The sequence below is a fragment of the Mycobacteriales bacterium genome (assembly GCA_035995165.1).
Taxonomy (GTDB): Bacteria; Actinomycetota; Actinomycetes; order Mycobacteriales; family CADCTP01; genus CADCTP01.
Map to the genome: position 1 here is coordinate 19793 of DASYKU010000124.1, position 25389 is coordinate 45181.

Annotated in this window: 18 protein-coding genes; 12 read left to right on the forward strand and 6 right to left on the reverse strand. The window is 72.3% G+C overall.

Annotated elements, in window-relative coordinates; translation table 11 throughout:
- The first annotated feature begins 39 nt into the window (after window positions 1-39).
- The 4 genes from glmU (at window position 40) to pth (ending at window position 3874) form a co-directional block, all read left to right on the forward strand.
- Window positions 40-1476, forward strand: a complete 1437-nt coding sequence (gene glmU / locus VGP36_20950) for a bifunctional UDP-N-acetylglucosamine diphosphorylase/glucosamine-1-phosphate N-acetyltransferase GlmU (GenBank protein HEV7657177.1) — start codon at window positions 40-42, stop codon at window positions 1474-1476.
- On the forward strand, window positions 1473-2456 hold the full coding sequence (locus VGP36_20955; GenBank protein HEV7657178.1) for a ribose-phosphate diphosphokinase: 984 nt from the start codon (window positions 1473-1475) through the stop codon (window positions 2454-2456). Before glmU ends, VGP36_20955 begins: the two co-directional genes overlap by 4 nt.
- Before the next feature lie 129 nt (window positions 2457-2585).
- The gene (locus VGP36_20960) at window positions 2586-3296 is read left to right on the forward strand and encodes a 50S ribosomal protein L25/general stress protein Ctc (GenBank protein HEV7657179.1); all 711 of its coding nucleotides are present in this window, start codon (window positions 2586-2588) and stop codon (window positions 3294-3296) included.
- Window positions 3297-3298: 2 nt separating this feature from the next.
- The gene (pth, locus tag VGP36_20965; GenBank protein ID HEV7657180.1) at window positions 3299-3874 is read left to right on the forward strand and encodes an aminoacyl-tRNA hydrolase; all 576 of its coding nucleotides are present in this window, start codon (window positions 3299-3301) and stop codon (window positions 3872-3874) included.
- On the opposite strand, the gene efeO is transcribed toward pth, so the two are convergent.
- The gene (gene efeO / locus VGP36_20970) at window positions 3871-4743 is read right to left on the reverse strand and encodes an iron uptake system protein EfeO (GenBank protein ID HEV7657181.1); all 873 of its coding nucleotides are present in this window, start codon (window positions 4741-4743) and stop codon (window positions 3871-3873) included. The genes pth and efeO overlap by 4 nt on opposite strands.
- 498 nt (window positions 4744-5241) lie before the next feature.
- Here efeO and VGP36_20975 point away from each other — a divergent pair, with 498 nt between their 5' ends.
- Both VGP36_20975 and VGP36_20980 read left to right on the forward strand, forming a co-directional pair.
- The gene (locus tag VGP36_20975) at window positions 5242-10392 is read left to right on the forward strand and encodes a DUF4082 domain-containing protein (protein ID HEV7657182.1); all 5151 of its coding nucleotides are present in this window, start codon (window positions 5242-5244) and stop codon (window positions 10390-10392) included.
- Between the two features lie 141 nt (window positions 10393-10533).
- The gene (locus tag VGP36_20980; protein ID HEV7657183.1) at window positions 10534-11553 is read left to right on the forward strand and encodes a tryptophan--tRNA ligase; all 1020 of its coding nucleotides are present in this window, start codon (window positions 10534-10536) and stop codon (window positions 11551-11553) included.
- 670 nt (window positions 11554-12223) lie between these two features.
- Here the strand turns inward: VGP36_20980 and VGP36_20985 are convergent.
- From VGP36_20985 to VGP36_21005, 5 genes are all read right to left on the reverse strand, one after another.
- Entirely contained in the window at window positions 12224-12823 is a 600-nt protein-coding gene (locus VGP36_20985; protein ID HEV7657184.1) for an acyltransferase, read from the reverse strand.
- Entirely contained in the window at window positions 12823-13803 is a 981-nt protein-coding gene (locus tag VGP36_20990; GenBank protein HEV7657185.1) for an SDR family NAD(P)-dependent oxidoreductase, read from the reverse strand. Before VGP36_20990 ends, VGP36_20985 begins: the two co-directional genes overlap by 1 nt.
- Window positions 13800-14852, reverse strand: coding sequence for a Gfo/Idh/MocA family oxidoreductase (locus VGP36_20995; protein ID HEV7657186.1), 1053 nt, complete (start codon window positions 14850-14852; stop codon window positions 13800-13802). The genes VGP36_20990 and VGP36_20995 overlap by 4 nt, the downstream gene beginning before the upstream one ends.
- 97 nt (window positions 14853-14949) lie before the next feature.
- The gene (locus tag VGP36_21000; GenBank protein ID HEV7657187.1) at window positions 14950-15576 is read right to left on the reverse strand and encodes an acetyltransferase; all 627 of its coding nucleotides are present in this window, start codon (window positions 15574-15576) and stop codon (window positions 14950-14952) included.
- A complete protein-coding gene (locus VGP36_21005; protein HEV7657188.1) occupies window positions 15573-17417 on the reverse strand; it encodes a DUF4082 domain-containing protein in 1845 nt (614 codons plus the stop codon). Before VGP36_21005 ends, VGP36_21000 begins: the two co-directional genes overlap by 4 nt.
- Before the next feature lie 280 nt (window positions 17418-17697).
- On the opposite strand from VGP36_21005, the gene VGP36_21010 reads away from it, so the two are divergent.
- From VGP36_21010 to VGP36_21035, 6 genes are read left to right on the forward strand one after another with little or no spacing between them, the layout of a single operon-like run.
- Window positions 17698-18861: a DegT/DnrJ/EryC1/StrS family aminotransferase gene (locus tag VGP36_21010; GenBank protein HEV7657189.1), complete on the forward strand. Its 1164-nt coding sequence runs from the start codon at window positions 17698-17700 to the stop codon at window positions 18859-18861.
- Window positions 18858-19961: a DegT/DnrJ/EryC1/StrS family aminotransferase gene (locus tag VGP36_21015; GenBank protein HEV7657190.1), complete on the forward strand. Its 1104-nt coding sequence runs from the start codon at window positions 18858-18860 to the stop codon at window positions 19959-19961. Before VGP36_21010 ends, VGP36_21015 begins: the two co-directional genes overlap by 4 nt.
- Window positions 19958-21016 carry a glycosyltransferase family 2 protein gene (locus VGP36_21020; GenBank protein ID HEV7657191.1) on the forward strand — a complete coding sequence of 353 codons (1059 nt, stop codon included), beginning with the start codon at window positions 19958-19960 and terminating at the stop codon, window positions 21014-21016. The genes VGP36_21015 and VGP36_21020 overlap by 4 nt, the downstream gene beginning before the upstream one ends.
- Window positions 21013-22674, forward strand: coding sequence for a lipopolysaccharide biosynthesis protein (locus tag VGP36_21025; protein ID HEV7657192.1), 1662 nt, complete (start codon window positions 21013-21015; stop codon window positions 22672-22674). The genes VGP36_21020 and VGP36_21025 overlap by 4 nt, the downstream gene beginning before the upstream one ends.
- A complete protein-coding gene (locus VGP36_21030; protein ID HEV7657193.1) occupies window positions 22671-23894 on the forward strand; it encodes a hypothetical protein in 1224 nt (407 codons plus the stop codon). The genes VGP36_21025 and VGP36_21030 overlap by 4 nt, the downstream gene beginning before the upstream one ends.
- A complete protein-coding gene (locus VGP36_21035; GenBank protein ID HEV7657194.1) occupies window positions 23891-25381 on the forward strand; it encodes an acyltransferase family protein in 1491 nt (496 codons plus the stop codon). Before VGP36_21030 ends, VGP36_21035 begins: the two co-directional genes overlap by 4 nt.
- Window positions 25382-25389 lie beyond the last annotated feature (8 nt).

The following is a 25389-nucleotide window of genomic DNA, read 5'->3' on the forward strand; positions in this document are numbered from 1 at the left end:
GGGGTGGCAACGGTGCCGTCGCATGCTGAGGAGCTTCTCTTGACGGACGCCCGCCCGGCCGCAGTTGTCGTGCTCGCCGCGGGAGAGGGCACCCGGATGCGGTCGGCGACCCCGAAGGTTCTTCACGAATTGGCCGGGCGCACGCTCGTCGGGCACGCGCTGGCGGCCTGCGCGCCGCTCGGCGCGGACGCCACGGTCGTCGTCGTCGGGGCCGGGCGGGACGCGGTCTCCGCGCACCTGGCCGCGATCGCGCCCGCCGCGCTCCCGGTCGTGCAGGCCGAGCAGCGCGGGACCGGGCACGCCGCCCGGGTCGCGCTGGAGGCCGTGCCCGAGGTCGACGGCACCGTGCTGGTGCTGCCCGGTGACGCCCCGCTGCTGCGCGCGGAGACGCTGCGCCGCCTGGTCGAGGAGCACCAGAGCAGCGGCGCGGCCGCGACCCTGCTCACCGCCGTGCTGCCGGACCCGACCGGCTACGGCCGGGTGCTGCGCCGCCCCGGCGGCGAGGTCGAGGCGATCGTCGAGCACCGCGACGCCACCGACGAGCAGCGCGCCGTCGCCGAGATCAACACCAGCGTGTACGCGTTCGAGTCCGGCCCGCTGCGGGACGCGCTGGCCCGGCTCTCCTCGGACAACTCGCAGGGCGAGGAGTACCTGACCGACGTGGTCGGGCTGTTCGTCGCGGCCGGGCTCCCGGTGGGCGCGCTGCCGGCCGCCGCGCTGGAGACGGCCGGGGTGAACGACCGGGTGCAGCTGGCGGCGGCGCACCGCGCGTACAACGACCGGCTGCTGGCGGACTGGATGCGGGCCGGGGTGACCGTCGTCGACCCGGCGACCACCTGGGTCGACGCCGAGGTCGAGCTGGCCCCGGACGTGACCCTGGCCCCGGGCGTGCAGCTGAAAGGCCGGACCCGGGTCGAGCGCGGCGCCGAGATCGGCCCGGACTGCACGCTGATCGACACCGCGGTCGGCGAAGGCGCCCGCGTGCTGCGGGCGCACTGCGTCGGCGCCGAGATCGGCCCGGACGCGGACGTCGGCCCGTTCGCCTACCTGCGGCCCGGGGCCCGGCTCGGCCCCGGCAGCAAGGTCGGGACGTACGTGGAGGTGAAGGGCAGCGAGATCGGCCCCGGCGCGAAGGTCCCGCACCTTTCCTATGTGGGGGACGCCACAGTCGGTGCCGGATCGAACCTCGGAGCGGGCACGATCACGGCGAACTACGACGGCGTGGCCAAGCACCGCACCACGATCGGCGAGCATGTCCGGATCGGCAGCGACACGGTGCTGGTCGCCCCCGTGACCGTGGGCGACGGCGCCTTCACCGCGGCCGGCTCGGTCATCGTCGGCGAGGTGCCGCCGGGTGAGCTCGGGGTCGGGCGAGCCCGGCAACGGAACATCCCGGGGTGGGTGGCGAAACGCCGCGGGGGTACCCCGTCGGCCGCCGCGGCCGAGCGGGCGCGGGGCGAGGAGGGCCAGCGGTGAACCAGGCGATCCATGCGCAGAACCGCAAGAGCCTGATCCTGCTGTCCGGACGGGGCTACCCGGCGCTGGCCGAGGAGATCGCCGCGCACCTCGGGGTCGAGCTCACCAGCACCTCCGCGTACGACTTCGCCAACGGCGAGATCTACATCCGGTACGAGGACTCCGTCCGCGGCAGCGACGCGTTCGTGATCCAGAGCCACACCGCGCCGATCAACACCTGGGTGATGGAGACGCTGATCATGGTGGACGCGCTGAAGCGCGCGTCGGCCAAGCGGATCACCGTGGTGACGCCGTTCTATCCGTACTCGCGGCAGGACAAGAAGCACCGCGGCCGGGAGCCGATCTCGGCCCGGCTGATCTCTGACCTGTTCGAGCGGGCCGGGGCGGACCGGATCATGTCCGTGGACCTGCACACCGCGCAGATCCAGGGTTTCTTCGACGGCCCGGTGGACCACCTGTTCGCGCTGCCCCTGCTGGCCGACCACGTCGAGGAGAAGTACGCGGGGGCCAAGTTCACCGTGGTCTCCCCGGACTCCGGCCGGCTGCGGGTGGCCGAGCGCTGGACCGACCGGCTCGGCGGCTGCCCGCTGGCCTTCATCCACAAGACCCGCGACCCGCTCAAGCCCAACGAGGTCGTCGCGCACCGGGTCGTCGGCGACGTCGCCGGCCGCAGCTGCATCCTCGTCGACGACATGATCGACACCGGTTCGACGATCGTCAGCGCGGCCCGCCAGCTCAAGGACGCCGGGGCCGCGGACGTGATCATCGTCGCGACCCACGGCATCCTGTCCGGACCGGCGATCGACCGGCTGAAGAACGCGCCGATCAACGAGATCGTGCTGACCAACACGCTGCCGATCCCGCCGGAGAAGCAGATCGACGGGATGACCGTGCTGTCGATCGCGCCGCTGATCGCCCGCGCGATCCGCGAGGTCTTCGAGGACGGCTCGGTCACCAGCCTCTTCGACGGCGCCTCCTGAGCCGCCGGCCGGCCGGCCCGCGCTCGGGCTGACCAGCCGGATTCGGGCCCGCACCACCCCCGCTGCTAAACTCGCAGGGTTGCCCCGGCGAGGGCGTCCCAGTGGCCGCCGTCATCGACGCGGCGCGCCGTGCGCGTCTCTCGCCCCCTGCGCGCGTACGAGGAGAATTCCACCGTGGCCGACGAGGTCCGCATCCAGGCCGAGCCCCGCACCGAGTTCGGCAAGGGCGGTGCCCGCCGCACCCGCCGGGCCGGAAAGATTCCCGCCGTGCTCTACGGGCACGGCACCGAGCCGCGACACCTCTCGTTGCCGGCCCGCGAGTTCGGCCAGGCGATCAAGGGTGGCGGCAACACGCTGCTGACCCTGCAGATCGACGGCGCCAGCGAGCTCGCGCTGCCCAAGGCGATCCAGCGCAACCCGATCCGCGGCGACTACGAACACGTCGACCTGCTGCTGGTCCGCCGCGGCGAGAAGGTCACCGTCGAGGTCCGGCTCTACCTCACCGGCGAGGCCGACCGTGACGGCCTGGTCGACCAGCAGCTGATGACGCTGACGGTCGAGGCCGAGGCGACGAACATCCCGGACCACTTCGACGTGAGCATCGACGGCATGCGGATCGGCGACAACGTCACCGCCGGCGCGGTCGACCTGCCCTCCGGCACCACGCTGATCGGCGACGCGGACCAGGTCGTGGTCGCGGTGCTGGCCGCGCCTTCCGAGGCGCAGCTCGACGCCGAGCTCGCCGACGCGGAGTCCGAGGCCGGCATCGCGCGCGACGAGCCGACCGAGACGGGCGACGAGGCTCCGGCCGAGCAGCCCGCGGCGGCCCCCGCCGAGTAGTAGTGGATCCGTTCCTGGTCGTCGGGCTCGGGAATCCGGGCCCGGCGTACCGGGGCAACCGGCACAACGTCGGTTTCTTCGTGCTCGACCTGCTGGCCGGACGGGTCGGTGGCCGGTTCTCCAAGCACAAGGCCCGCGCCGACGTGCTGGAGGGCCGGCTCGGCCCGCCGCCGGCGCCGCGGGTGGTGCTGGGCGAGCCCCGGTCGTACATGAACGAGTCCGGCGGACCGGTGGCCGGGCTCTGCGGCTTCTACAAGATCCCGGTCGAGCAGCTGGTCGTCGTGCACGACGAGCTCGACCTGCCGTACGGGTCGCTGCGGCTCAAGCGCGGCGGCGGCGACAACGGGCACAACGGGCTGCGCTCGATCACCCGCTCGCTGGGCAGCAAGGAGTACCTGCGGGTGCGCTTCGGCATCGGCCGCCCGCCCGGCCGGATGGACCCGGCCGACTACGTGCTGCGGGACTTCTCCGCCACCGAGCGCAAGGACCTCGACTTCCACGTCGACCGCTGCGCCGACGCGGTCGAGGCTCTCGTCCGCGAGGGCCTCGAGGCCGCGCAGAACCGGTACAACGACTAGCTGAGCGACAGGGCCGCGGGGACCATCGCCAGGCTCTCCGAGAGCGTGGACAGGTGCGCCTGCATCTTCAGCTTGTCATCCGGCTTCAGCGCCGGGTAGAGCTTGTACCCGGCGCCGTCCTGGTACGCCGCCAGCGACTTCTCCACCTCGGTGAAGGCGTTGTCCACTGTGGACACCAGCTGGGGCGAGCGGGTCTGCAGCACCGACCGGAACGCGTCGTACGCGGCCTTGGCCCCCTCGACGTTGGCCGCGAAGTCGGACAGGTCGGTGTGCGAGTAGCGGTCCTCCTCGCCGGTGATCTTCCCGTCGGAGACCTCGGCGACCAGGTCGCTCGCACCCTTGATCACCGCGTCCGGGGTGATCTTCACGGTCGAGACCGCCTTGGTCAGCGTGGCCAGGTCGGTGTCCAGCTTGTCGGCCAGGGCACGGGTGCCGGCCGTGGTGTTCTTGGTCCACAGGATGTATTCGATCTTGTGCCAGCCGGTCCACTGCGGATCGTTGACGCTGGAGTGATCGTCGACCCGGGAGTCGAGCGCCACGTCGAAGCGGGAGACCAGCAGCGCGATCGGCTCGATCCCCTCCCACTTGTAGCGGCTCGGCGCGAACTGCTTCTTGGCCTCGGCCAGGTTCCCGGCCCGCAGCGCGTCGGTGAACTTCTTGCCGTCGGCCTGCAGCGCGACCGCTTGCTTCACCACGTACGCCTGGTAGGTGGCGATCTGGGCGGTCAGGTCCGGGGTCGCCGCGGTGGTGGCCGCGGCCGCCGGTGTGCTGGGGGCGGCCGCCGGAGCGGAGTCGCCGGAGCCGCCGGAGCCGCAGGCGGCCAGGGCCAGGACGGTGGCCGTCGCCACCAGGATTCGTACGCCACGCATGTCAGAGTCCCCCGAGCCGGCGGCGGCACCGTACGGCGCCGACCTCGTTGCCGGCTGAACCCTATGACGGCGCCCGCGACGCCTGGGCCGATTTGGTGAACCTTGCTAACCCCGGCACGGCCGGTCGACACGGCCCGTGACCACGGACGGGCTGTCCGCCCACGTCGACCTGTAATTCCTACTGAATTGGTCGATAACAGAGTCACGGAGAGTAGTTAAATTTTGGGCGACCTCTCGACACTCCCAGGCAAAATCTAAGTAATTCTCGATTTCGTTCACTGAGCGTCACAGCAGCGGCTAGGGTCGAGTTGCTCTTGGGGGGAACTGTCCTCAGATCGTGCTGTCCGGACCGGATCGCAGGCATCAGTGGCACAGCCAAGAGCTCTGTCGGACACGGGTGGTCGGGGAGAGGCGCCGGAAGCGGCGCCCAGTGGGGGGTGGCTCATGCGCGTGCGCGCGCACAGCCGTTGGGGTATCGCACTTGCTCTGGGTGCACTGGTGCTGGTCACCGTGCCGCAATCAGCGTCGGCGGCACCGCCGTCGGCGCCGAAGGCCACGGCATCAGCAGCACCGAAGGCCACGGCACCAGCAGCCCAGAAGGCGGCGACGCCGGCGGCCAAGACGCCGGCGAAGTCCACCGCGACGCCGGGCAAGGTCGACCCGAAGCAGAAGCAGCCGGGCACCGACGCCGACCCGCCGCGCGCCGGCATCGCCGGCGACCTCGACAACGAGAAGGGCTCGCCCGGCATCCACCTGCCCCGCTCCGGCGGCGGCTCGAAGGTCGCCGCGCCGGTCGTGGCGAAGAACTCCGCCGGCCAGTTGGCCGCCGGGCCCACCGCGGCCGCGGCCAAGGCGGCGGTCGCGACGAACGCGGCCACCCCGGCCGCCACGGCCGCAGCCGACCCCTGCACGGGCACGACGATCAACGCGGTCGCCTGTGAGAACTCCAAGCCGGGCACGCCGGACACGACCTGGGACGTCGTCGGTTCCGGCGACGACGGGCTGGCCGGCTTCGCCACCGACATCAGCGTGAACGTCGGCACCACCGTGCACTTCAAGGTCAAGGCGACCGGCGCGTACCGGGTCGACATCTACCGGGTCGGCTACTACGGCGGCGACGGCGCGCGGCTGATGAGCAGCTTCACCCCGCAGGTGCCGTACCCGCAGACCCAGCCGACCTGCCAGAAGTTCGCCGACACCGGGATGATGGACTGCGGCAACTGGGCCGAGTCGGCGTCCTGGGCGGTGCCGGGCACGGCCGTCTCCGGCGTCTACTTCGCCCGGCTCACCCGGCTGTCCAACGGCGCCGGCAGCCACATCCCGTTCATCGTGCGCAACGACGCCAGCCACTCGCAGGTGCTGTTCCAGACCTCCGACGAGACCTGGGAGGCGTACAACACCTGGGGCGACCAGAGCACCGCGGCCAAGCCGAACAACTGGGGTCCGGGCCTGGGTAACAGCCTCTACCTCTGCAACGACGCCTGCCCGGCCGGCAGCCCGAAGCTCTACAAGGGCGCGTACGCGGTCTCGTACAACCGGCCCTTCGACACCCGGACCACGCCGGACGGCCAGGACTGGATGTTCGCGGCCGAGTACCCGATGATCCGGTTCCTGGAGCGCAACGGCTACGACGTCAGCTACACCACCGACGTCGACAGCGACCGGAGCGGCGCGCTGATCAAGAACCACTCGATGTTCATGTCCAACGGCCACGACGAGTACTGGTCGGCCGGGCAGCGCGCGAACGTCGAGGCGGCCCGGGACGCGGGAGTCAACCTCGCGTTCTTCAGCGGCAACGAGGTCTTCTGGAAGACCCGCTTCGAGAACAGCAAGGCCGGGCCGGTCTCCTCGTACCGGACGCTGGTCACGTACAAGGACACGCACTTCGATGCCCAGACCGACCCGACCGGGGTCTGGACCGGCACCTGGCGGGACCCGCGGTTCAGTCCACCCGGTGACGGCGGGAAACCCGAGAACGGGCTGACCGGCGTCGCGTACATGGTCGACCCACCGACGGACTTCAACATGGTGGTCCCGGCCTCATTCGGGAAGCTCCGATTCTGGCGCAATACCGCGCTGGCGACGATGACGTCGGGTTCGCTGACCCTGGCCAACGCGACGCTCGGGTACGAGTTCGACGCCGATCTGGACAACGGGTTCAGACCCACGGGTCTGTTCCACGTCACCCAGCAGACCGAGAACGTGCAGAGCAAGCTGCAGGACTACGGCAACACGGTCGGGCCGGGCACGGTCACGCACAGCATGACCGAATACCGGGCGGCCAGCGGGGCGCTGGTCTTCGGCGCCGGCACCGTGCAGTGGAGCTTCGGCCTGGACGGCGACCACGACGGCCCGGCCTCCACCGCGAACGCCACCCAGCAGCAGGCCACCATCAACCTGCTCGCCGACATGGGCGCGCAGCCGTCCACGCTGATGACCGGGATGGTTGCGGCGACCAAGTCGACCGACACGACCAAGCCGACCTCGACGATCAGCAGCGCGGCCCACGCCGTGGTGGCGACGGCGTACTCGATCACCGGCACCGCGGCCGACACCGGCGGCGTGGTCGGCGGCATCGAGGTCTCCACCGACTCCGGCTCGACCTGGCACCCGGCGACCGGCACCACGAGCTGGACCTACAGCTACACCGCGACCTCGCCGGGCACGGTGACGGTGCTGGTCCGCGCGACCGACGACAGCGGCAACATCCAGGGCACGCCGACGAGCAAGACGCTCACGGTCGACCCGCGGACCTGCCCCTGCAGCATCTTCGGCAGCGTCACGCCGGACACGCCGCAGGTCGCCGACGCCACCGCGTACGAGCTGGGGGTGCGGTTCCGGGCCACGGTGCCGGGCACGATCAGCGGGATCCGCTTCTACAAGGGCGCCAACAACACCGGCACGCACACCGGCACGCTGTGGAGCAACACCGGCCAGCAGCTGGCCACCGGCACGTTCTCCGCGGAGTCCGCGACCGGCTGGCAGACGCTGACGTTCAGCTCGCCGGTCACGGTCACGGCCAACACGACGTACGTGGCCAGCTACCACACGAACACCGGCTTCTACGCCAACGATCCGACCGGCTTCACCGACAAGGCGGCCTACTCGGCGCCGCTGTTCGGGCTGCCGGACGGGCTCGACGGTCCCAACGGCGTGTTCCACACCGGGACCAGCGCGTTCCCGGCCAGCTCCGTCGGCGGCAACAACTACTTCGTCGACGTGGTGTTCAACGGCGACCCGAGCGCGGACACGGCGCCGCCGGCGGTGGCCAGCACGACGCCGCAGAACACCGCGACGTCGGTGCCGTCGAACACGACCGTGACCGTCGACTTCAACAAGCCGATCGCCCCGTCGTCGCTGTCCTTCCAGCTGCTCAACGGCGCCACGGTGGTCGCGTCCTCGGTCACGGTCGGGGAGGGCGGCCTGGCCGCGACCCTGACGCCGTCGGCGGCGCTGGCGGCCGGGGTGACGTACACGGTCAGGATCAGCGCGACCGACCTGGCCGGGCACGCGATGACCACGCCGTACACGGGGACGTTCCGGACCGGGGCGGCACAGCCACCGGCCGGCACCTGTCCGTGCTCGCTGTGGAGCGACCAGCAGCAGCCGCAGGTGCCCTCGGCGGCCGACCCGAACCCGGTCGAGCTGGGGGTGAAGGTGACGCCCAGCAGCAATGGCTGGATCACCGGCGTCCGGTTCTTCAAGGGACCGGAGAGCACCGGCGTGCACACCGGCACGCTCTGGGACGCGGCCGGGCAGGCCCTGTCGACGGCGACGTTCACCAGCGAGTCGGCCACCGGCTGGCAGCAGGTGAGCTTCGACCCGGCGGTCCAGGTGACGGCGGGCACGACGTACGTGGCCAGCTACCACTCCAACGGCGACTACTCCTACACAGCGAACTACTTCGCCACGGCCGCGACGACGTACGGTCCGCTGACGTCGCCGGTGAACGCCACCGCGACCGCGCCCAACGGCGTGTTCGCGTACGGGCCGGCCGGCACGTACCCGCGGTTCGGCACCGACGCGGCCAACAACTACTGGGTCGACGTGACGTTCCAGACGACGGCGCCACCGCCGCAGCCTCCGGTCGTGTCCGGCACGACGCCGGCCGCGGGGGAGACCGGCTCGGCGCTGAGCTCGCCGGTGACGGTGACGTTCAACAAGTCCGTGCAGCCGAGCACGCTCGGGTTCACGCTGAGCAGCAACGGCACCGCGGTGACCGGCACGACGGCGTACGACGACACGTCGCACACCGCGACGTTCACACCGTCGGCGTCGCTGGTGGCGGCCCGGGCGTACTCGGCCTCGGTGACGGCGACGAGCACGCTCGGCATGACGATGACGGCGCCGTACACGTGGTCGTTCAACACCGGCACGCCGGCGACCTGTCCGTGCACGCTGTACGGCACGGCGACACCGACGAACACGACCACCGACGACGCCGGTGACTACGAGCTGGGCGTGCGGTTCCGGTCCGACCAGGACGGGTTCGTCAACGGGGTGCGCTTCTACAAGGGCGCCGGCAACACCGGCACGCACACCGGCACGCTGTGGAGCACCGACGGGCAGGAGCTGGCCACGGCCACGTTCAGCGGCGAGAGCGCGTCGGGCTGGCAGACGGTCACGTTCGACACCTCGGTGCCGGTACAAGCCGGGGTCGACTACATCGCCTCCTACCACACGACGACCGGGCACTACGCCTTCGACGGCGGCTACTTCGCGCAGCACAATGCGAACGCGTCGCCGCTGCACGCGCTGGCGTCGACCGGGGCGGCACCCAACGGCGTCTTCGCCGCGGGCGGCCACCTGTTCCCGGACCGCACGTTCGGGGAGACGAACTACTGGGTGGACGTGACGTTCTCGACGACCCGGATCGACACCGTGCCGCCGAAGGTGAGCTCGGTGACGCCGGCCAACGGCGACACGTTCCAGGCGGCGGCCGTGAAGCCGACGGCGACGTTCAGCGAGCCGGTGTCGGCGGGGACGGTCGTCATGACGCTGTCCTCCCCGGCCGGCGCGGTGACCGGGACCGTGGCGTACGACGCGACGTCGCAGACCGCGACGTTCACGCCGTCGGCCGCGCTGGCGGGCAACACGACGTACACGGCCACGGCGAAGGCCAGTGACACCGCGGGCAATGCGATGGCCGCGGCGTTCTCCTGGAGCTTCACCACCGCGCCGGCGTCCGGGTGCCCGTGCACGTTGTTCGGGTCCGACCCGCCGACCGGGGCGGCCACCGACGACGCCAGCGACGTCGAGCTCGGGGCGAAGTTCACCTCGGACACCGGCGGGCAGGTCCGCGGGGTGCGGTTCTACAAGGCGGCCGGCAACACCGGCACGCACACCGGCACCCTGTGGTCGGCGACCGGGACAGTGCTCGGCTCCGGGACGTTCAGTGGTGAGACGGCGACCGGGTGGCAGACGCTGACGTTCGCCACCCCGGTGACGATCACGGCCGGCACGCAGTACGTGGTCTCCTACCATGCGGGCAACGGGCACTACGCCGGGACGCCGCACTACTACGACGCCGGCTACGACAAGGCGCCGCTGCACGTACCGGCGTCCGGGGGCGTCTACCACGTGGGCGCCGGGTTCCCCGACAGCTCCTTCGGCGCCGCGAACTACTGGGTCGACCTGATCTTCGGCTGACCCACATCCTCCGACGGCCCGCGACCCTTCCAGGGGCGCGGGCCGTCGTCGTTCATTCGGCGCGTATCGCAGCATCTTTCATGGAATCCGGCCAACGCCGGTCGGCAGAATGCGGGAGCGGCGGACCGGTAGCCTCGACCCATGGGCGCGACGGCGCGCAAGGTCTCGTTGACGGGCATCAAGCCCACGGGTGAGCCGCATCTCGGCAACTACATCGGGGCCATTCTTCCGGCGCTCGATCTCGCGGACAGTTACCAGTCGGTCTACTTCATCGCCGATTACCACGCACTGACCACGGTCCGGGACCGGACGTTGCTGCGGCACTACACCCGGTCGGTGGCCGCGACCTGGCTCGCCGCGGGACTCGACCCCGATCGAACCATCCTCTATCGGCAGTCGGACATCCCGGAGACGTTCGAGCTGACCTGGGTGCTGTCCTGCCTGACGAGCAAGGGCCTGATGAACCGCGCGCACGCGTACAAGGCGGCGCGGGACCGCAACCGCGAGGCCGGCCGGGACGATCTCGACGCGGGCGTCAACATGGGCCTGTTCAACTATCCCGTGCTGATGGCGGTCGACATCCTCATCAACGAGGCCGACGTGGTGCCGGTCGGTCGTGACCAACTCCAGCACGTCGAGTACGCCGCGGACATCGCGGGCGCGTTCAACAGCGTCTACGGCGATCGGTACCGGTTCAAGATTCCGGCGCCGGTCGTCCCGCAGGAGAATTCGGCGCACACACTGATCGGCACCGACGGCCGGAAGATGAGCAAGTCCTACAACAACATCATTCCGTTGTTCGCTCCGGAAGCCGAGCTGCGGAAAGTGATTCGGCGCATCCCCACCGACAGCGTCCCGGTGGAATCACCCAAAGACCCGGATTCATCGGTTGTCTTCGGCCTGCTGGAGCGTTTCGGCGAACCGAAGATAGTGGCGGACACCAGAGCCCAGCTTCTGGCCGGCGGCATGGGATGGGGCACGGTGAAAGCCCAACTCGCCGAAGCGGTGAACAACCGGTTCGCACCGCTGCGCGACCACTACGAGTCCTTGATGGATTCGGGCAGCGAATTGGACGACCTTTTGGCGCACGGCGCGGACAAGGCCCGCAAGCAGACCAGCCCCGTTCTGGAGCGGGTCCGCGACGCCATCGGCGTCGGTTGATCGTCCGTCTTCTATCTACTGCACGGCAAGGAGCACTCGATCGGTGCAGTGCCATGCCGTGGTGCTCGCTGCGCTGCTCACACACTGTGCCCCAATGCAGATTCAGGGCATGGTTGATCAGATCGAGATGTCGTCGGTCGAGGGCGGTTCTGAGCCGCTGGTTCTCGGTTTCGCTTGCCCCGTAGTGTCCGTTGATTCCGGGTAGGCCCACTCGGCCATCGTTCAGGTCGGGGCTGATGGCCAGCATATCGCCGTCGAGCCAGTAAGTCAGAGAGTGTGTCGCTGATCCAGTGTACCGACCCCAGGCGATCCGTCGCGTGTTCAAAGTGTGTTTGATTCCAATTCGGCAGTGTCGAATAGCGCGTAGCCGTGGGGTCGAGCGGCCAGCGCCGGTCGAGCCAGATCGCGCCAACGGTCCCGGTACTGCCAGCAGGCCGAAGCTACTTCGGGTAGAACCGGCGCGTAGACAGCACCCGAGTGCAATTGCCCGAAGTTAGCCAGGGATGCACCCGGAAGACCGTTATCGACACACTGGACGCGGAGACCACTTCGGGCCGCCGTGATGGCGATGCTGAGGCCGCACAGCCCTGAGCCAACAATCAGAGGCCGCTCGCTTGTCAGCCATTGGTCGCGCCGACCCGGGTTGGCTGGCAGGGGCATGTGGGGCAGGTCAGGCGGGGTGCAGGGTGCCGTTCGACTCGAGGTAGTGGTCGCCGGTGTCGGGGCAGACGAAGGTGTTGTTGCCTGCGTCGGTGAGGCGCTTGCCGGCGCGGCCGACCCAGCCGATGCGGCGGGCCGGCACCCCGGCCACCAGCGCGTACGCCGGGACGTCGCGGGTCACCACCGCGCCCGCGGCGACCATCGCCCAGGTGCCGACCGTGATCCCGGGGACGACGACGCTGCGGGCGCCGAGGGAGCAGCCCTCCTCGAGGGTCACGCCCACGGCGTGCCAGTCGTCCGCGGTCTTCAGGGCCCCCTCGGGGGTGACGGCCCGCGGGTACAGGTCGTTGGTCAGCACGACCGCCGGCCCGATGAACACGCCGTCGCCGATGCGGGCGGGCTCGTACAGGAGGGCGAAGTTCTGCACCTTGACCCGGTCGCCGATGACGACGTCGCCGTCGACGTAGACGCCGCGGCCGAGGTTGCAGTCGGCGCCGACGACCGCGCCGGAGCGCAGGTGGGCCAGGTGCCAGACGCTCGTGCCCGCACCGACCACGGCGCCGGGCTCGACCTCGGCGCTGGGGTGGATGCGGGCGGCGGTGGTCGTCATCAGCCGGTGGTGGCGGCGTCGCGCTCGGCGCGCCACCACTCGACCAGCCGGCGCAGGCCCTCCTCGAGGTCCACCTCGGCGCGGAACCCGAGCAGCGCCGCCGCCCGCGAGGTGTCGGCGAGCCGCCGGGTGACGCCGTTGACGCCCCGGGACGGCCCGAACTCGACCGAGAGGTCGGAACCCATCACCCGCAGCAGCGCCTGGGCGAGCTCCAGCAGGCTGGTCTCGACGCCGGAGGCGATGTTGAACACGTCGTCGCTGACGTCGGCCCGCGCGGCCAGGATGTTGGACCGGGCGACGTCGTGCACGTGGATGAAGTCCATCGTCTGCTGGCCGTCGCCGAAGATGAGCGGCGGCTCGCCCTTCTCGATGCGCTCCATCCAGCGGATGAGCACCTCGGTGTAGAGCCCGTGGATGTCCATCCGGGGGCCGTACACGTTGAAGTAGCGCAGCGCGACGTAGTCCAGCCCGTACATGGCGGTGAAGCTGCGCAGCATGCCCTCGTTGAAGACCTTGGCCGCGCCGTAGAACGTGTCGTTCGCGTACGGGTGCTGGGTCTCCGGGGTCGGGAACTGCGTGGCCAGGCCGTACGCGGAGGCGGAGGACGAGGCGACGACCTTCCGCACCTTCGCGTCCACCGCGGCCTCCAGCACCGTGAAGGTGCCGTCGACCAGCACCTCCAGCGCCAGCCGGGGCTCCTCGGCGCACTGCGTGATCCGGATCGCGGCCAGGTGGAACAGCACGTCGACGCCGTCCATCAGCTCACGCACCAGCGCGGCGTCGCGGATGTCGCCGTCGACGACCCGGATCGGGGCCCGGTCGAGGGCGGCGGCCAGGTTGGCCCGGCGGCCGCGGACGAAGTTGTCCAGCACGGTGATCTCGGCGCCCGCGTCGACCAGCAGGTCGACCAGGTTCGAGCCGATCGTGCCGGCCCCGCCGGTCACGAGGACGCGCTGGCCGGTCAACGGCTGCCCGCTCATCGGGCGCTCCGCAGCGGCACGACCGAGCCGGCGAACTCCAGGCTGCGGGAGGCGGCCTCGAGGATGTCCAGCACCCGCAGGCCGGCGGCGCCGTCGGTGCGCGGGGCCCGGCCTTCTCGGACCGAGGCGGCCAGCTCCTCCACGACCTCGCGGAGCGCCTCCCGCTCCGGGAGCGCGGGGGCGACCATGTCGCCGCTGCGGTACTGCACCAGGGCCTCCCTGCGTTCGTCCGCGCCGAGCTGCTCGCGCGGGGTGAGATCGACACCCCGGTCGAAGACGCTGATCCGCTGGGTGGGGTGCAGGTCGTCCCACACCAGGGTCCGCTTGGACCCGCCCACCATCGTGGTGCGCACCTTCGTGGGGCTGAGCCAGTTCACGTGCACGTGCGCGATCGCGCCACCGGGCAGGGTCAGCGTCAGGTACGCCACGCAGGCGTGCCCGGCGCCGATCGGGTCGGCGCCGTGCGCGGCGACCGCCAGCGGGTGCACCCCGTCCGGCAGCACGAAGTCCAGAATGGACAGATCGTGCGGGGCGAGGTCCCAGAGCACGTCGACGTCCCGCTGGACCAGCCCGAGATTGATCCGGACCGAGTCGATGAAGTGCACCTCGCCGAGCTCGCCGCTGTGCACCAGCTCGCGGATCTTCCCGACCGCGGGCGTGTAGCAGTACGTGTGGTCGCACATGAGGACCAGCCCGCGCTCGGCCGCCGCGGTGACCATCTCCTGGCCGGCCGCGAACGTGGTCGCCAGCGGCTTCTCCACCAGCACGTGCTTGCCGGCGGCCAGCGCCGCCAGCACGATCTCGTGGTGGGTGCCGGCCGGGGTGGCGACCGCGACGCAGTCGACCTCCTCGTCGGCGAGCACGTCGGCCAGCCGGGTCGTCGTCTCCACCGTGCTGTACGAGCCGAGCACCCGGCGGGATCGCTCCTCGTCCAGGTCGCACAGCCAGCGCAGCCGGAACGACGGCGATGCCTGGAAGTTGCGCAGCAGGTTCGGACCCCAGTAGCCGGCGCCGATCACAGCGACGCCCAGCGGCCGGGATGCGGGCACGGTCGAACGACTATTTCCCCCCATGCGGCAATCCTGCCCGAACCGGGGCCCCCGCGTCAGCGGAACGGCGAGGCCGCACCCGTCCGTGGCGTGGTGTTCATCTCAGCGGGCGGGCCGGGTTGCCCACCCAGACCGCACCGGCCGGCACGTCCCGGGTCACGACGGACCCCATCCCGATCAGCGCGCCGGCCCCGACGGTGACCCCTTCGCGGACCAGGGCGCCCGACCCGACGTACGCGCCGCGCTCCAGCCGGACCCCGCCGCCGAGCCGGACGCCGGCCGCGATCGTGCAGAAGTCCTCGACCACGTCGTCGTGGGTGATCACCACCTGCGGCATCACCGCGACGTGGTCGCCGACCGACGCGGCCGCGGTGACGACGACGCCGGCCAGCAGGACGGTGCCGCGGCCCACGGTCGCGGTGGACGCGACGACGGCGGACGGGTGCAGAACCTGTCCGTACCGGTCGCGGGGGAGGGCGAGCCGCCCGGTGATCCGCCGCCGGCTGTCGAAGTCGCGCGGGCTGCCGGTGCAGACCACGACCGCCGCGTCCGGGTACGCCGCGACCTCGGCCGAGCCGCCGAGCACCGGGACCCCGTCGACGGCGGTGTTCCAGCGGTCCGGGTCGTCGTCGAGATGCCCGAGCAGCTCGAGGTGAGCGGCGCGGGCGGCCTCGGCGGTCTCCCGCGCGAAGCCGCCCGCCCCGATGAGCAGGAGCGCGGTCACCGCGCCTGGTACACCCGGTGCTGGTACGCCCCGAAGTGGTCGGTGATCGTGCCGCCCTTGACGGTGAGCGAGCGGCCCTCGCCGACCACGTCGATCACCGTGCCGTCCGGCACCGGGACCTTGACGGTCAGGTCGGTCGCACCGGACATCGTGTGCGACTCGTTGCCGTCGGCCTGGGCCAGCATCCAGAGCTTGCCGCCGACGTCCTTCGCCAGCACGGTGCCGGGCACCGCGGTCGAGGAGGTGACGGTGACCCCGGCGACGGTCGGCGCGTTCAGGGCCGGCGCGTTGGTCTTGATCCAGGAGTTCACCGAGGCCAGCCGGGTCTTCACCGGCACGGCCGCCGCGTCGGTCAGCACCGCGTACTCACCGCCGCCGCCGTCGAAGTCGTGGATGAAGTACTCCACACCGCGGCCGCCGTGGACCAGCACGTTGAACACGGCCTGCTCGGCCTCGTCCGGGGTGATCCGGTCGTTGTTGCCGGAGAACGGGCGGGTCGTCTCGACGAAGCCCCACGCGGCCTTGCCCGGGCACATCTGCTGCTGGCGGTCGATGCCGAGGCCGTAGACCCAGGCGCCGGAGTGCGGGCCGCCGGCCTCCCAGGGGTCGGTGTAGCCGTAGATGTCGGTCGAGGTGATGTCGATGTTGCGGCAGTAGAGCTGCAGGTCAGCGGTCTTGCCGGCGTACACCATGCCCTTGGTGAAGTTGCCGTACGTCGGCCGCTCCGGGTCCTGCTGCTTGGCCTGCTGCGCGTCCGCGTCGTAGGTCGAGGCGGCGACGTTCCCCTCGGGCTCGTCCGGCTGGATCATGTTGCCGCGGTTGGCCGAGCCGCCCGGGAAGCTGTCCGCGTCCGGGGTGGCGGCGCCGACGGTGTACATGCCCTGTGCCTTGGCGGCAGCCAGCGCCTGCGCGGTCCACGGCGAGTCGCCGTAGTTGTAGAGCCCGACGAACGTGTTCGCGCCCCAGGCCTGGTAGTCCGCCGCGGTCGCACCCTTGTCCGGCCGCTGCGGGGTCTGGTCGAACACGCTGACCGGGAAGAAGCCCGGGTCGGTCGGGAAGCTGGTCTTCCACTTCGCGTAGTAGTCCGGGCCGACGTACGCGGGGTCGTGCGGCAGCGCACCGGCCGGGGGAGCGCCGGTCGCGCTCCCGCTCGGCGTCGTCGGGGCCGGCGTGGTCGGCTTCGCGGTCGGCGACACCGGTGACATCGAGGGCGCACCCGGCGCGGTCGTCGTCGCGGACGGGGCGGGCGCGGGCGTCGTGGTCGGCGCCGGGGCCGTGTCGCCGGAGGCCGCGAACAGCGGGGAGACGAAGTACTCGGACGCGGCATACCGCTGCCGCGGGAAGGCCTCCGCCGCGCCGTACCGGTAGACGCCGGCCCGGGCCGGAACGGCCAGGTCACCGACCGTCCGGGCGGCGGCGAGGCTGGCGTCGTCGGAGTTGTAGCTGCCGCGGTCGGTGAAGTAGCTCGCGACGTACCGGGTGCCGGCGGTGACCGGGACCGGCGTGGCGAACGTGGTGCTCACCCAGCCCTGGCCGGCCGCGGCCCGCGTGGTGGCCAGCCGCTTGCCGCCGGTGGACCACAGGGTCACGGCCGAGGGGCGGCTCTGCGCGCTGCCGCGGAAGAACTGCACCCCGCGGACCGTGCCGTTCTTCGCGGTGCTGAAGACCACACCGACGGTCACCGCCTGCCGGTCGCCGTCCACCTGCCCGGACGGGCTGGCGCCGGTGTAGAGCGACTGGATCCTCGGCTGCTCGGCCCCGGGCAGGGCCACCGCGGCGGTGACGCCGGCAGTGGCACCGACCACCACCGCCGCCGTCGTCAGGGCTACGACACGCTTCATATGGTGCAGGCTCCTCTGTCGTGGCCGGGGGTGGCCGCGAACCTTCGGGCTTGTCGGCGAAGTTTCTAGCAGGTCGTATGACGATCCGCGACCGACGGTCACAATGGGTAAGTCGGACCGCACGGAGCGCTGTAAGGGGACATGTTTGTACGACCCGTACAGGACCGTCCATCGGTGAACTCCGCCGCAATTTCTCCGGTTCGCACCCGATCACCAGGCGTGAACCGGGAGACTGGGGTACGCGGGCGGGGGGTCGTCCGTGGGTGTCCAAGGGGGAACCGTGTCTTTCAGTTCGATCCCGGTCATGCTGCCCTGCCTCGGTGAGGACGAAGCCGAGGCAGCCGCGGCGGCCGTCCGTTCCGGGTGGGTGGCGCAGGGGCCGCGGGTCGCGGCCTTCGAGCGCGCCTTCGCCGAGCGGGTCGGGGCCGCGCACGGCGTGGCCGTCTCGTCCTGCACCACCGGCCTGCACCTCGCTCTGCACGTGCTCGGCCTCGGGCCGGGCGACGAGGTGATCGTGCCATCGTTCTCGTTCATCGCGACGACGAACTGCGTGGTCTACACCGGTGCGACGCCGGTCTTCGCCGACGTCGACCCGCTCACCGGAAACCTCACGCCGGAGACGGTGGAGGCTGTCCGGACACCCGCGACCCGGGCGGTCATCGCGGTGCACCAGGCCGGCGTGCCCGCCGACGTCGACGCGCTGCGCGCGGTCCTCGACCCGTACGGGGTGACGGTGGTCGAGGACGCCGCCTGCGCGGCCGGCTCGACCTACCGCGGCCGTCCGGTCGGAGCCGGCGCCGGGCTGGCGGCCTGGTCGTTCCACCCGCGCAAGCTGCTCACCACGGGCGAGGGTGGGATGGTCACCACCGACGACGCCGAGCTCGCGGCCCGGCTGCGGCGGCTGCGCGAGCACGGCATGAACGTCAGCGCCGCGGACCGGCACACGGCCGGCAAGCCGGTGCTGGAGGCGTACCTGGAGGTCGGGTTCAACTACCGGATGACCGACATCCAGGCCGCGGTCGGGCTGGTGCAGCTGTCCAAACTGGACGGTCTGGTGGCCGACCGGCGGGCCAGGGCGGCGCGCTACCAGGAGCTGCTGGCCGCGGTCCCGGGTGTGCGCGCGGTGACCGACCCGGCGTACGGCACCACGAACTACCAGTCGTTCTGGGTCGAGCTGGCCGCGGACTTCCCGGCCTCCCGCGACGACGTGCTGGCGGCGATGAACGCCGAGGGCATCTCGCCCCGGCGCGGGATCATGGCCGCGCACCTGGAGCCGGCGTATCAGGGGCACCCGCACGGGCCTCTTCCGGTGACCGAGCGGCTCACCCGCACCTCGCTGGTGCTGCCGCTGCACCATCTGCTGACCGACGGGGACCAGGAGCGGATCGTGGGAGTGCTGCAGCGGCTCGGGGAAGCCCGCCTCGTCGCGGGAGGGGTCCGATGAGCACGTCGATCCCGCTGGTCGACCTCGGCTGGCAGCACGCGCAGGTCGCGGACGAGGTCCGGGCCGGGTTCGAGCGCGTGTTCGCGGCGACCTCGTTCGTGCTCGGCCCGGAGGCCGAGCGGTTCGAGCAGGAGTACGCGCGCTACACCGGCGTCCGGCACTGCGTCGGCGTCGGCAACGGCACCGACGCGGTGGAGCTGGCGCTGCGCGCGGCCGGCATCGGGCGCGGCGACGAAGTGGTGATCCCGGCGAACACGTTCGTCGCGACCGCCGAGGCCGTGCTGCGCTCGGGTGCCGAGCTCGTGCTCGCGGACTGCGACGAGCACCACCTGCTCGACCCGGAGTCGGTCGCGCCGCGCGTCACCGCGCGCACCCGCGCCGTCGTCCCCGTCCACCTGTACGGACAGGTCGCCCCGATGAAGGCGGTCGCCGACGCGGCCGGCGACGGTGTCGTGGTCGTCGAGGACGCGGCCCAGTCGCAGGGCGCGACCCAGGACGGCCGGGCCTCCGGATCCTTCGGCGTGGCCGCGGCGACCAGCTTCTACCCGGGCAAGAACCTCGGTGCGTACGGGGACGCGGGCGCGGTCACCACCGACTCCGACGAGGTCGCCGGGCGGCTGCGGGCGCTGCGCAACCACGGCGGTGTACGGCGGTACGAGCACGGCGAGTTCGGGGTCAACTCCCGCCTCGATGGGCTGCAGGGCGTGGTGCTCTCGGCCAAGCTGGCCCGCCTCGACGGCTGGAACGCGCTGCGCCGCGCCGCCGCCGCCCGCTACGAGGAACTGCTCGCCGACCTGCCCGAGGTCACGCTGCCCCGCACCGCACCCGGCAACGAGCACGTCTGGCACCTGTACGTGGTGCGGGTCCCGCGCCGGGACGAGGTGCTGACGACGCTCAACGCGGCCGGGATCGGGGCCGGGATCCACTACCCCGCGCCGGTGCACCTGTTGCCGCCCTTCGCCCACCTCGGCCACGGCCCGGGCTCCTTCCCGCGCGCCGAGGCGTCCGCGGCGGAGATCCTGTCGCTGCCGCTGTTCCCGGGCATCACCCCGGAACAGCAGCAGCGGGTGGCGGCCGAGTTGCGGTCCGCGCTGCGGTGACCCGCGCCGAGCAGGTCCGGACCGGCATCCCTTCGGTCACGGTCGTCGTGCCCTGCTACAACTACGGACACCTGCTGCCCGGGTGCCTGGACAGCATCCTGCGCCAGCCCGGGGTCGACGTCGTCGCGCACGTCATCGACGACGCCTCGCCGGACGGGTCGGGGGCGGTCGCCGAGACGATCGCGGCGTCCGACCCGCGGATCCGGGTCACCGTGCACAAGCAGAACCAGGGCCACATCCGGACGTACAACGAGGGCCTGACCGCGGCGGACACCGACTACGTGGTGCTGCTGTCGGCCGACGATCTGCTCGCCCCGGGCGCGCTCGGGCGGGCCACCCGGCTGATGGAGGCGCACCCGCGGGTCGGCTTCGTCTACGGCTTCTCCCGCTACTTCGACGGGCAGCCGCCCCGGCCGCGGCGGGCGCCGGCCCGGGCCCGGGTCGAGCCCGGCCCGCGCTGGATCGAACGCCGGCTGCGCAAGGCGACCAACACGATCTCCAGCCCGGAGGTCGTGGTGCGGACGTCCGTGCAGCACGCGGCCGGCGGCTACCGGACCGACCTGCCGCACGCGGGCGACCTGGAGATGTGGCTGCGGCTGGCCGCGCACGGCGACGTCGGCATCGTCACCGGGCCGGACCAGGCGTACTACCGGGTGCACCAGGCCAGCATGTCCCGTACGTCGTTCGCGGCGGAGCTCTCGGACCTGCAGCAGCGGCACGCGGCGTTCGAGGTGTTCCTGGCCGAGCCCGGGGAGTCGGTCCCGGACAAGGATGCGGCCGCGCGGACGATGGCGCGGGTGCTGGCCCGGACCGCGCTGTGGCGGGCGGCCCGGCTGCGGATGGGCGGCGGCGACGCCGGGACGGCCGACGCGATGGCGGACTGGGCGCTGTCCGTCGCGCCGGAGGCGAAGGACAGCCCGGAGCACCGGGCGCTGGAGCAGGCTGCTCTTCGGGGGCGCGGCGCGCTGAAGGACCCGGCGGTCGCGGTGCTGGCCGTGCGCCGGCGGGCCGCCGTGCAGTGGTTCTGGTTCTCCCGGCGCTGGCGGGGCGTGTGAGCCGGCACGCCGCGCCGGGCACCGCGTTCGAGTCCGTCCGGGTCGGGCGGCACCGGGCGCCCGAGCCGGGACTGCCGTTCGGCATCGACGAGGTCACCCAGACGCTGGTCTACACCGACGACCCGACCCAGCCGATCGCGTCCCGGCCGGCGCTCGTCGCCGCGGCGGTGGACGTCGCGGTCGACGAGGAGCTCGGCCGGCAGGTCAAGCACGGTCTCAAGTGGAGCTTCGTCAACAACGTGGTCAGCCGGGCCGGCCAGGTCGTGGTCGGCATCGTGCTGGCCCGCCTGCTCACCCCGTACGACTACGGCGTCTTCGCCGCCGCGCTGATCGCGTACGCGGTGCTGATCAGCTGCAGCGAGCTCGGCGTCACCGTCGCGCTGGTCAGCCGGCGCGGCGACAGCCGGACGATCGGGCCGACGGTGACGTCGCTGTCCTGGGCGTCCGGCGCGGTGCTCACGATCGCGATCTGGCTGACCGCGCCGACGATCGCCGACCACCTGCACACGCCGGCCGCGGCGGGCGTGCTGCGGGTGCTGGGGCTGGCCATCTTCGTGGCCGGCCTGTCGGCGGCGCCGTCGGCGATCGTGCAGCGCGACTTCCAGCAACGGACCCGGTTCGCCGCCGACACCGCGAACTTCGTGGTGTCCACGGTGGTCGCGATCGTCGGTGTCGCGCTCGGCGGCGGCGCGCTCGCGCTGGCCTGGTCCCGGGTGGCCGGCAACGCGGTGGCCGCGGTGATCGTCGTGCTGGCCGCGCGCGAGCGGTACCGGCCGGGCTGGAACCGGGCCGTGGCGAAGGACCTGCTCGCCTTCGGCCTGCCGCTGACCGGCGCCAGCGCGCTCGCGTTCGCCGTGCTCAACGTCGACTACGTCGTCGTGGCCGGCGTGCTCGGGCCGGTCGCGCTGGGCTACTACCTGATCGCGTTCAACCTCTCCAGCTTCCCGGTGACCGCGTTCTCGACCGTGGTGCGCAGCGTCTCGCTGCCGGCGTTCGGGCGGTTGCGGGACCGGCCCGACCAGGCCGGCCCGGCCTTCGTCGACGCCACCCGGCTGCTGGTCCTGGTCTCGGCCCCGGTGGCCGTGCTGCTCGCGGTGCTCGGCCGCCCGCTGATCGACTTCCTGTACGGGTCGGTCTGGGTGCCGGCCGCGCTGCCGCTGGCCTTCCTGGCCGGGCTGGGCCTGTTCCGGGTCTTCCACGAGCTCGGCTACGACTACCTCACCGCGCGCGGCAAACCCCGGCTGGTGCTGCTGATCCAGCTCGGCTGGCTGGTCGCGCTGGGCGTGCTGCTACCGGTGGGCGCGCACCTCCGGGCGCTGCCCGGCATCGGCATCGGCCACCTCATCGCCGCGTTCGGCCTGGTGCTGCCGGCGTACCTGCTCGTGCTGCGCCGGTACGACATCGCGCTCGGGCCGCTGCTGCGGGTGGTCCTCCGGCCGGTGCTGGGCGCCGCCGCGACCGCCGCGGTCGCGCTGGCCGCGCGGTTCGGGTTCACGCACCCGCTGCCCGAGCTGCTCGTCGGCGGGGCCGGCGGCGTGCTCGTCTACCTGGCCGTGGTCGGGCCGCAGCTGCCCGGCCGGTTCCAGGCGCTCTCGCCGTGGTCCTGGCTGCGGATGCCGCGCCCGGCCCGGATCACCCGAATCGAGGAGACCGGATGACGGGGACGGCAGCCCGGGCGGCGGGCCGGGCCGCGCAGCTCTGGCGGGTCGCGCGGCAGGAGGGCGGGACGGCGGTCGCGGACCGGGTGCTGCGGGCCGCGCGGGCGCGGGTCGCCCGTACCGACGGGGACTTCCCGCTCCTGCCGGGGGACGTGGCCGACTCGACCGCGCCGGCGCCGCGGCCGGTCCGGCGCCCGGTGACCGGGCCGCTGCACCTGGCCTGGGTGACCACGCCGCCGGCGCCCGGCTCGGGCGGCCACACCACGATGTTCCGGATGGTGCGGGCGCTGGAGCAGGCCGGGCACCGCTGCACGCTCGTGCTCTACGACCGCTGGCTGGGGGACCCGGCCCGGCAGGCCGAGGTCATCCGGGCGCACTGGCCGTACCTGGCGGCGGAGATCGTCGGGATCGACGCGGGTGTGCCGGCCGACGCGGACGGCGTGGTCGCGACGTCCTGGCCGACCGCGCACGTGGTCGCCACCCGGGCCGCGGTGCACCCGGCCGAGCGGTTCTACCTCGTGCAGGACTACGAGCCGTACTTCTACCCGCACGGCACCGAGCGGGTGCTGGCCGAGGACACGTACCGGTTCGGGTTCCGGGGGATCACCGCCGGGCCGTGGCTGGCCGAGACACTGGCCTCCCGGTTCGGGATGGACTGCACGGCGTTCCCGTTCGGCACCGACCTGGACGTCTACCACTACGACAACACCGGGTCCCGGCCCGCGGTCGTCTTCTACGCCAGGCCGGGGACGCCGCGGCGCGCGTACGGGCTGGGGGTGCTGGCGTTGGAGCAGTTCGCGCGGCGGCATCCCTCGACCGAGATCCACCTGTTCGGCGACCGGGTCACCGGGCTGCCGTTCCCGGCCACGGTGCACGGCACGGTCAGCCCGGCCGAGCTCAACGCGCTCTACAACCGCTGTGTCGCCGGGTTGTCGCTGTCGCTGACGAACGTGTCGCTGATCCCGTGGGAGCTGCTGGCCGCGGGCGCGGTGCCGGTCGTCAACGACGCCCCGCACAACCGGCGGGTGCTGGACAACCCGCACGTTCGCTGGGCCCCGCCGACGCCGCACGCGCTGGCGGACGCGCTGTCCTCGGTCGTCTCCCGCGGCGGGTCCGGCGCCGCCGAGGCCGCGGCGAGCGTCCGCGGCACCGACTGGGGCGAGCCCGGCCGCATCGTCGTCGAGGCGATCACCGGCACGCTGTCCGGAGTGCCGCGATGACCACCGAGCTGCCCCGCCCGCGCACCACCGCGCTCCCGCCGGTCGCGCTCCCGCCGGTCGCCCTCCGGGCGGCCGAGCCGCATCCCTCCGGTCCCGTCCCCGCCGTCCCGCCGACCGCGTCGGGCGTGCGGGCCGGGGCGCACCGGGGTGGGGCGACCGAGGCGGAGCTGCCGGTGACGGTGGCGGCGGAGGCGTTGCCGGTGGCGGCGGAGCCGGCGCACCGTCCCAACCGGGTGCCCTGGATCGACGGCGTCCGCGGCGCCGCCGCCTGCTTCGTCGTGCTGCACCACATCTGGCTGGCGTCCTGGCCGTACTTCCCGGAGAACCTCGGCCCGTGGTGGCTCGGCTGGGCCCTGTACGGACACCTCGCCGTCGCCGTGTTCATCGTCGTGTCCGGCTTCTCGCTCGGCCTCGCGCCGGCCCGGCACGACTGGGCCCTGCGCGGCGGCCTGCGGCAGTTCCTGCGGCGCCGGGTCTGGCGGATCCTCCCGCCGTACTGGGCCGCGCTGGTCTTCTCGATGCTCATGATCGCGCTGGTCAACGGACCGCGCAGCGGCGAAGTGGTGACGGCCAAGACCGCCGCGGTCTACGGCCTGCTGGTCCAGGACGTGATCGGCGCCCCGGTGCCGAACGGCACGTTCTGGTCGATCGCGCTGGAGTGGCAGATCTACTTCGTCTTCCCGCTGGTGCTGCTGGTGGCCCGCCGCTTCGGCCTGCGCTGGGCCGTGCTGCTGTCCGGTGTCGCCGTGCTGGTCGTGCACGTCGCGGCCAAGGAGGTCGGCGCGCTGGCCCGGCTGGACCAGCTGCTGCCGCAGTTCTTCGGGCTGTTCGTGCTCGGCGTGGCCGCGGCCCGGGTGACGGTCGTGCCGCCCTCGCCGCGGGTGACCCGGCTGATCGCGGCCGGCAGCGCGGGCGCGTTCGCCGCCTTCGTCGGGTACGCGGCCAAGGCCGGCTCGCCCACGGTCGTCGCGCACTACTTCTGGATCGACCTGCTGGTCGGCGCCGCCGCCGCCGGGATGCTGGCCACGATGGCGGCCGGGCTGGCCGCGCCGCTGCGCGCGTTCTTCGGCTCCCGCCCGCTGCTGCGGCTGGGACTGTTCTCCTACAGCATCTACCTCGTGCACGCGCCGGTGCTGGAGGCACTGACGCTGTACGTGGCCCGCCCGCTCGAGCTGCCCGCGCTCGGCACGTACGGCGTGCTGCTGGCGTTCGTCCCGGTCGTGCTCGGGTTCTGCTACCTGTTCTTCCTCGTGTTCGAGCGGCCGTTCCTCACCGCCCGCTCGTTCGCCGACCTCCGTGGCCGGGAAAGCGGGCGGCGGCCGGGCAGGCACGCCCGCGGGCACGTGTCACGACCGCCACTAATACCGCCGAACCGGCCGGCCGCCGAGGTCGCGCCTGTAGGATCCGAGGTCAGGGGTCCGGTGCCATCGACCGTCCGGGGAGAAGCCTGGCCGGGTCGCACGTCGGGGTCCCCGGGGGGATATTGATGTATTGG

Coding starts and splice junctions, on each gene's coding strand:
- VGP36_20990 (HEV7657185.1), bottom strand. CDS start 13,803: ATGAGCGGGCAGCCGTTGACCGGCCAGCGCGTCCTCGTGACCGGCGGG.
- VGP36_21030 (HEV7657193.1), top strand. CDS start 22,671: ATGACGGGGACGGCAGCCCGGGCGGCGGGCCGGGCCGCGCAGCTCTGG.
- VGP36_21015 (HEV7657190.1), top strand. CDS start 18,858: ATGAGCACGTCGATCCCGCTGGTCGACCTCGGCTGGCAGCACGCGCAG.
- VGP36_21035 (HEV7657194.1), top strand. CDS start 23,891: ATGACCACCGAGCTGCCCCGCCCGCGCACCACCGCGCTCCCGCCGGTC.
- efeO (HEV7657181.1), bottom strand. CDS start 4,743: ATGCGTGGCGTACGAATCCTGGTGGCGACGGCCACCGTCCTGGCCCTG.
- VGP36_21005 (HEV7657188.1), bottom strand. CDS start 17,417: ATGAAGCGTGTCGTAGCCCTGACGACGGCGGCGGTGGTGGTCGGTGCC.
- VGP36_20980 (HEV7657183.1), top strand. CDS start 10,534: ATGGGCGCGACGGCGCGCAAGGTCTCGTTGACGGGCATCAAGCCCACG.
- VGP36_20985 (HEV7657184.1), bottom strand. CDS start 12,823: ATGACGACCACCGCCGCCCGCATCCACCCCAGCGCCGAGGTCGAGCCC.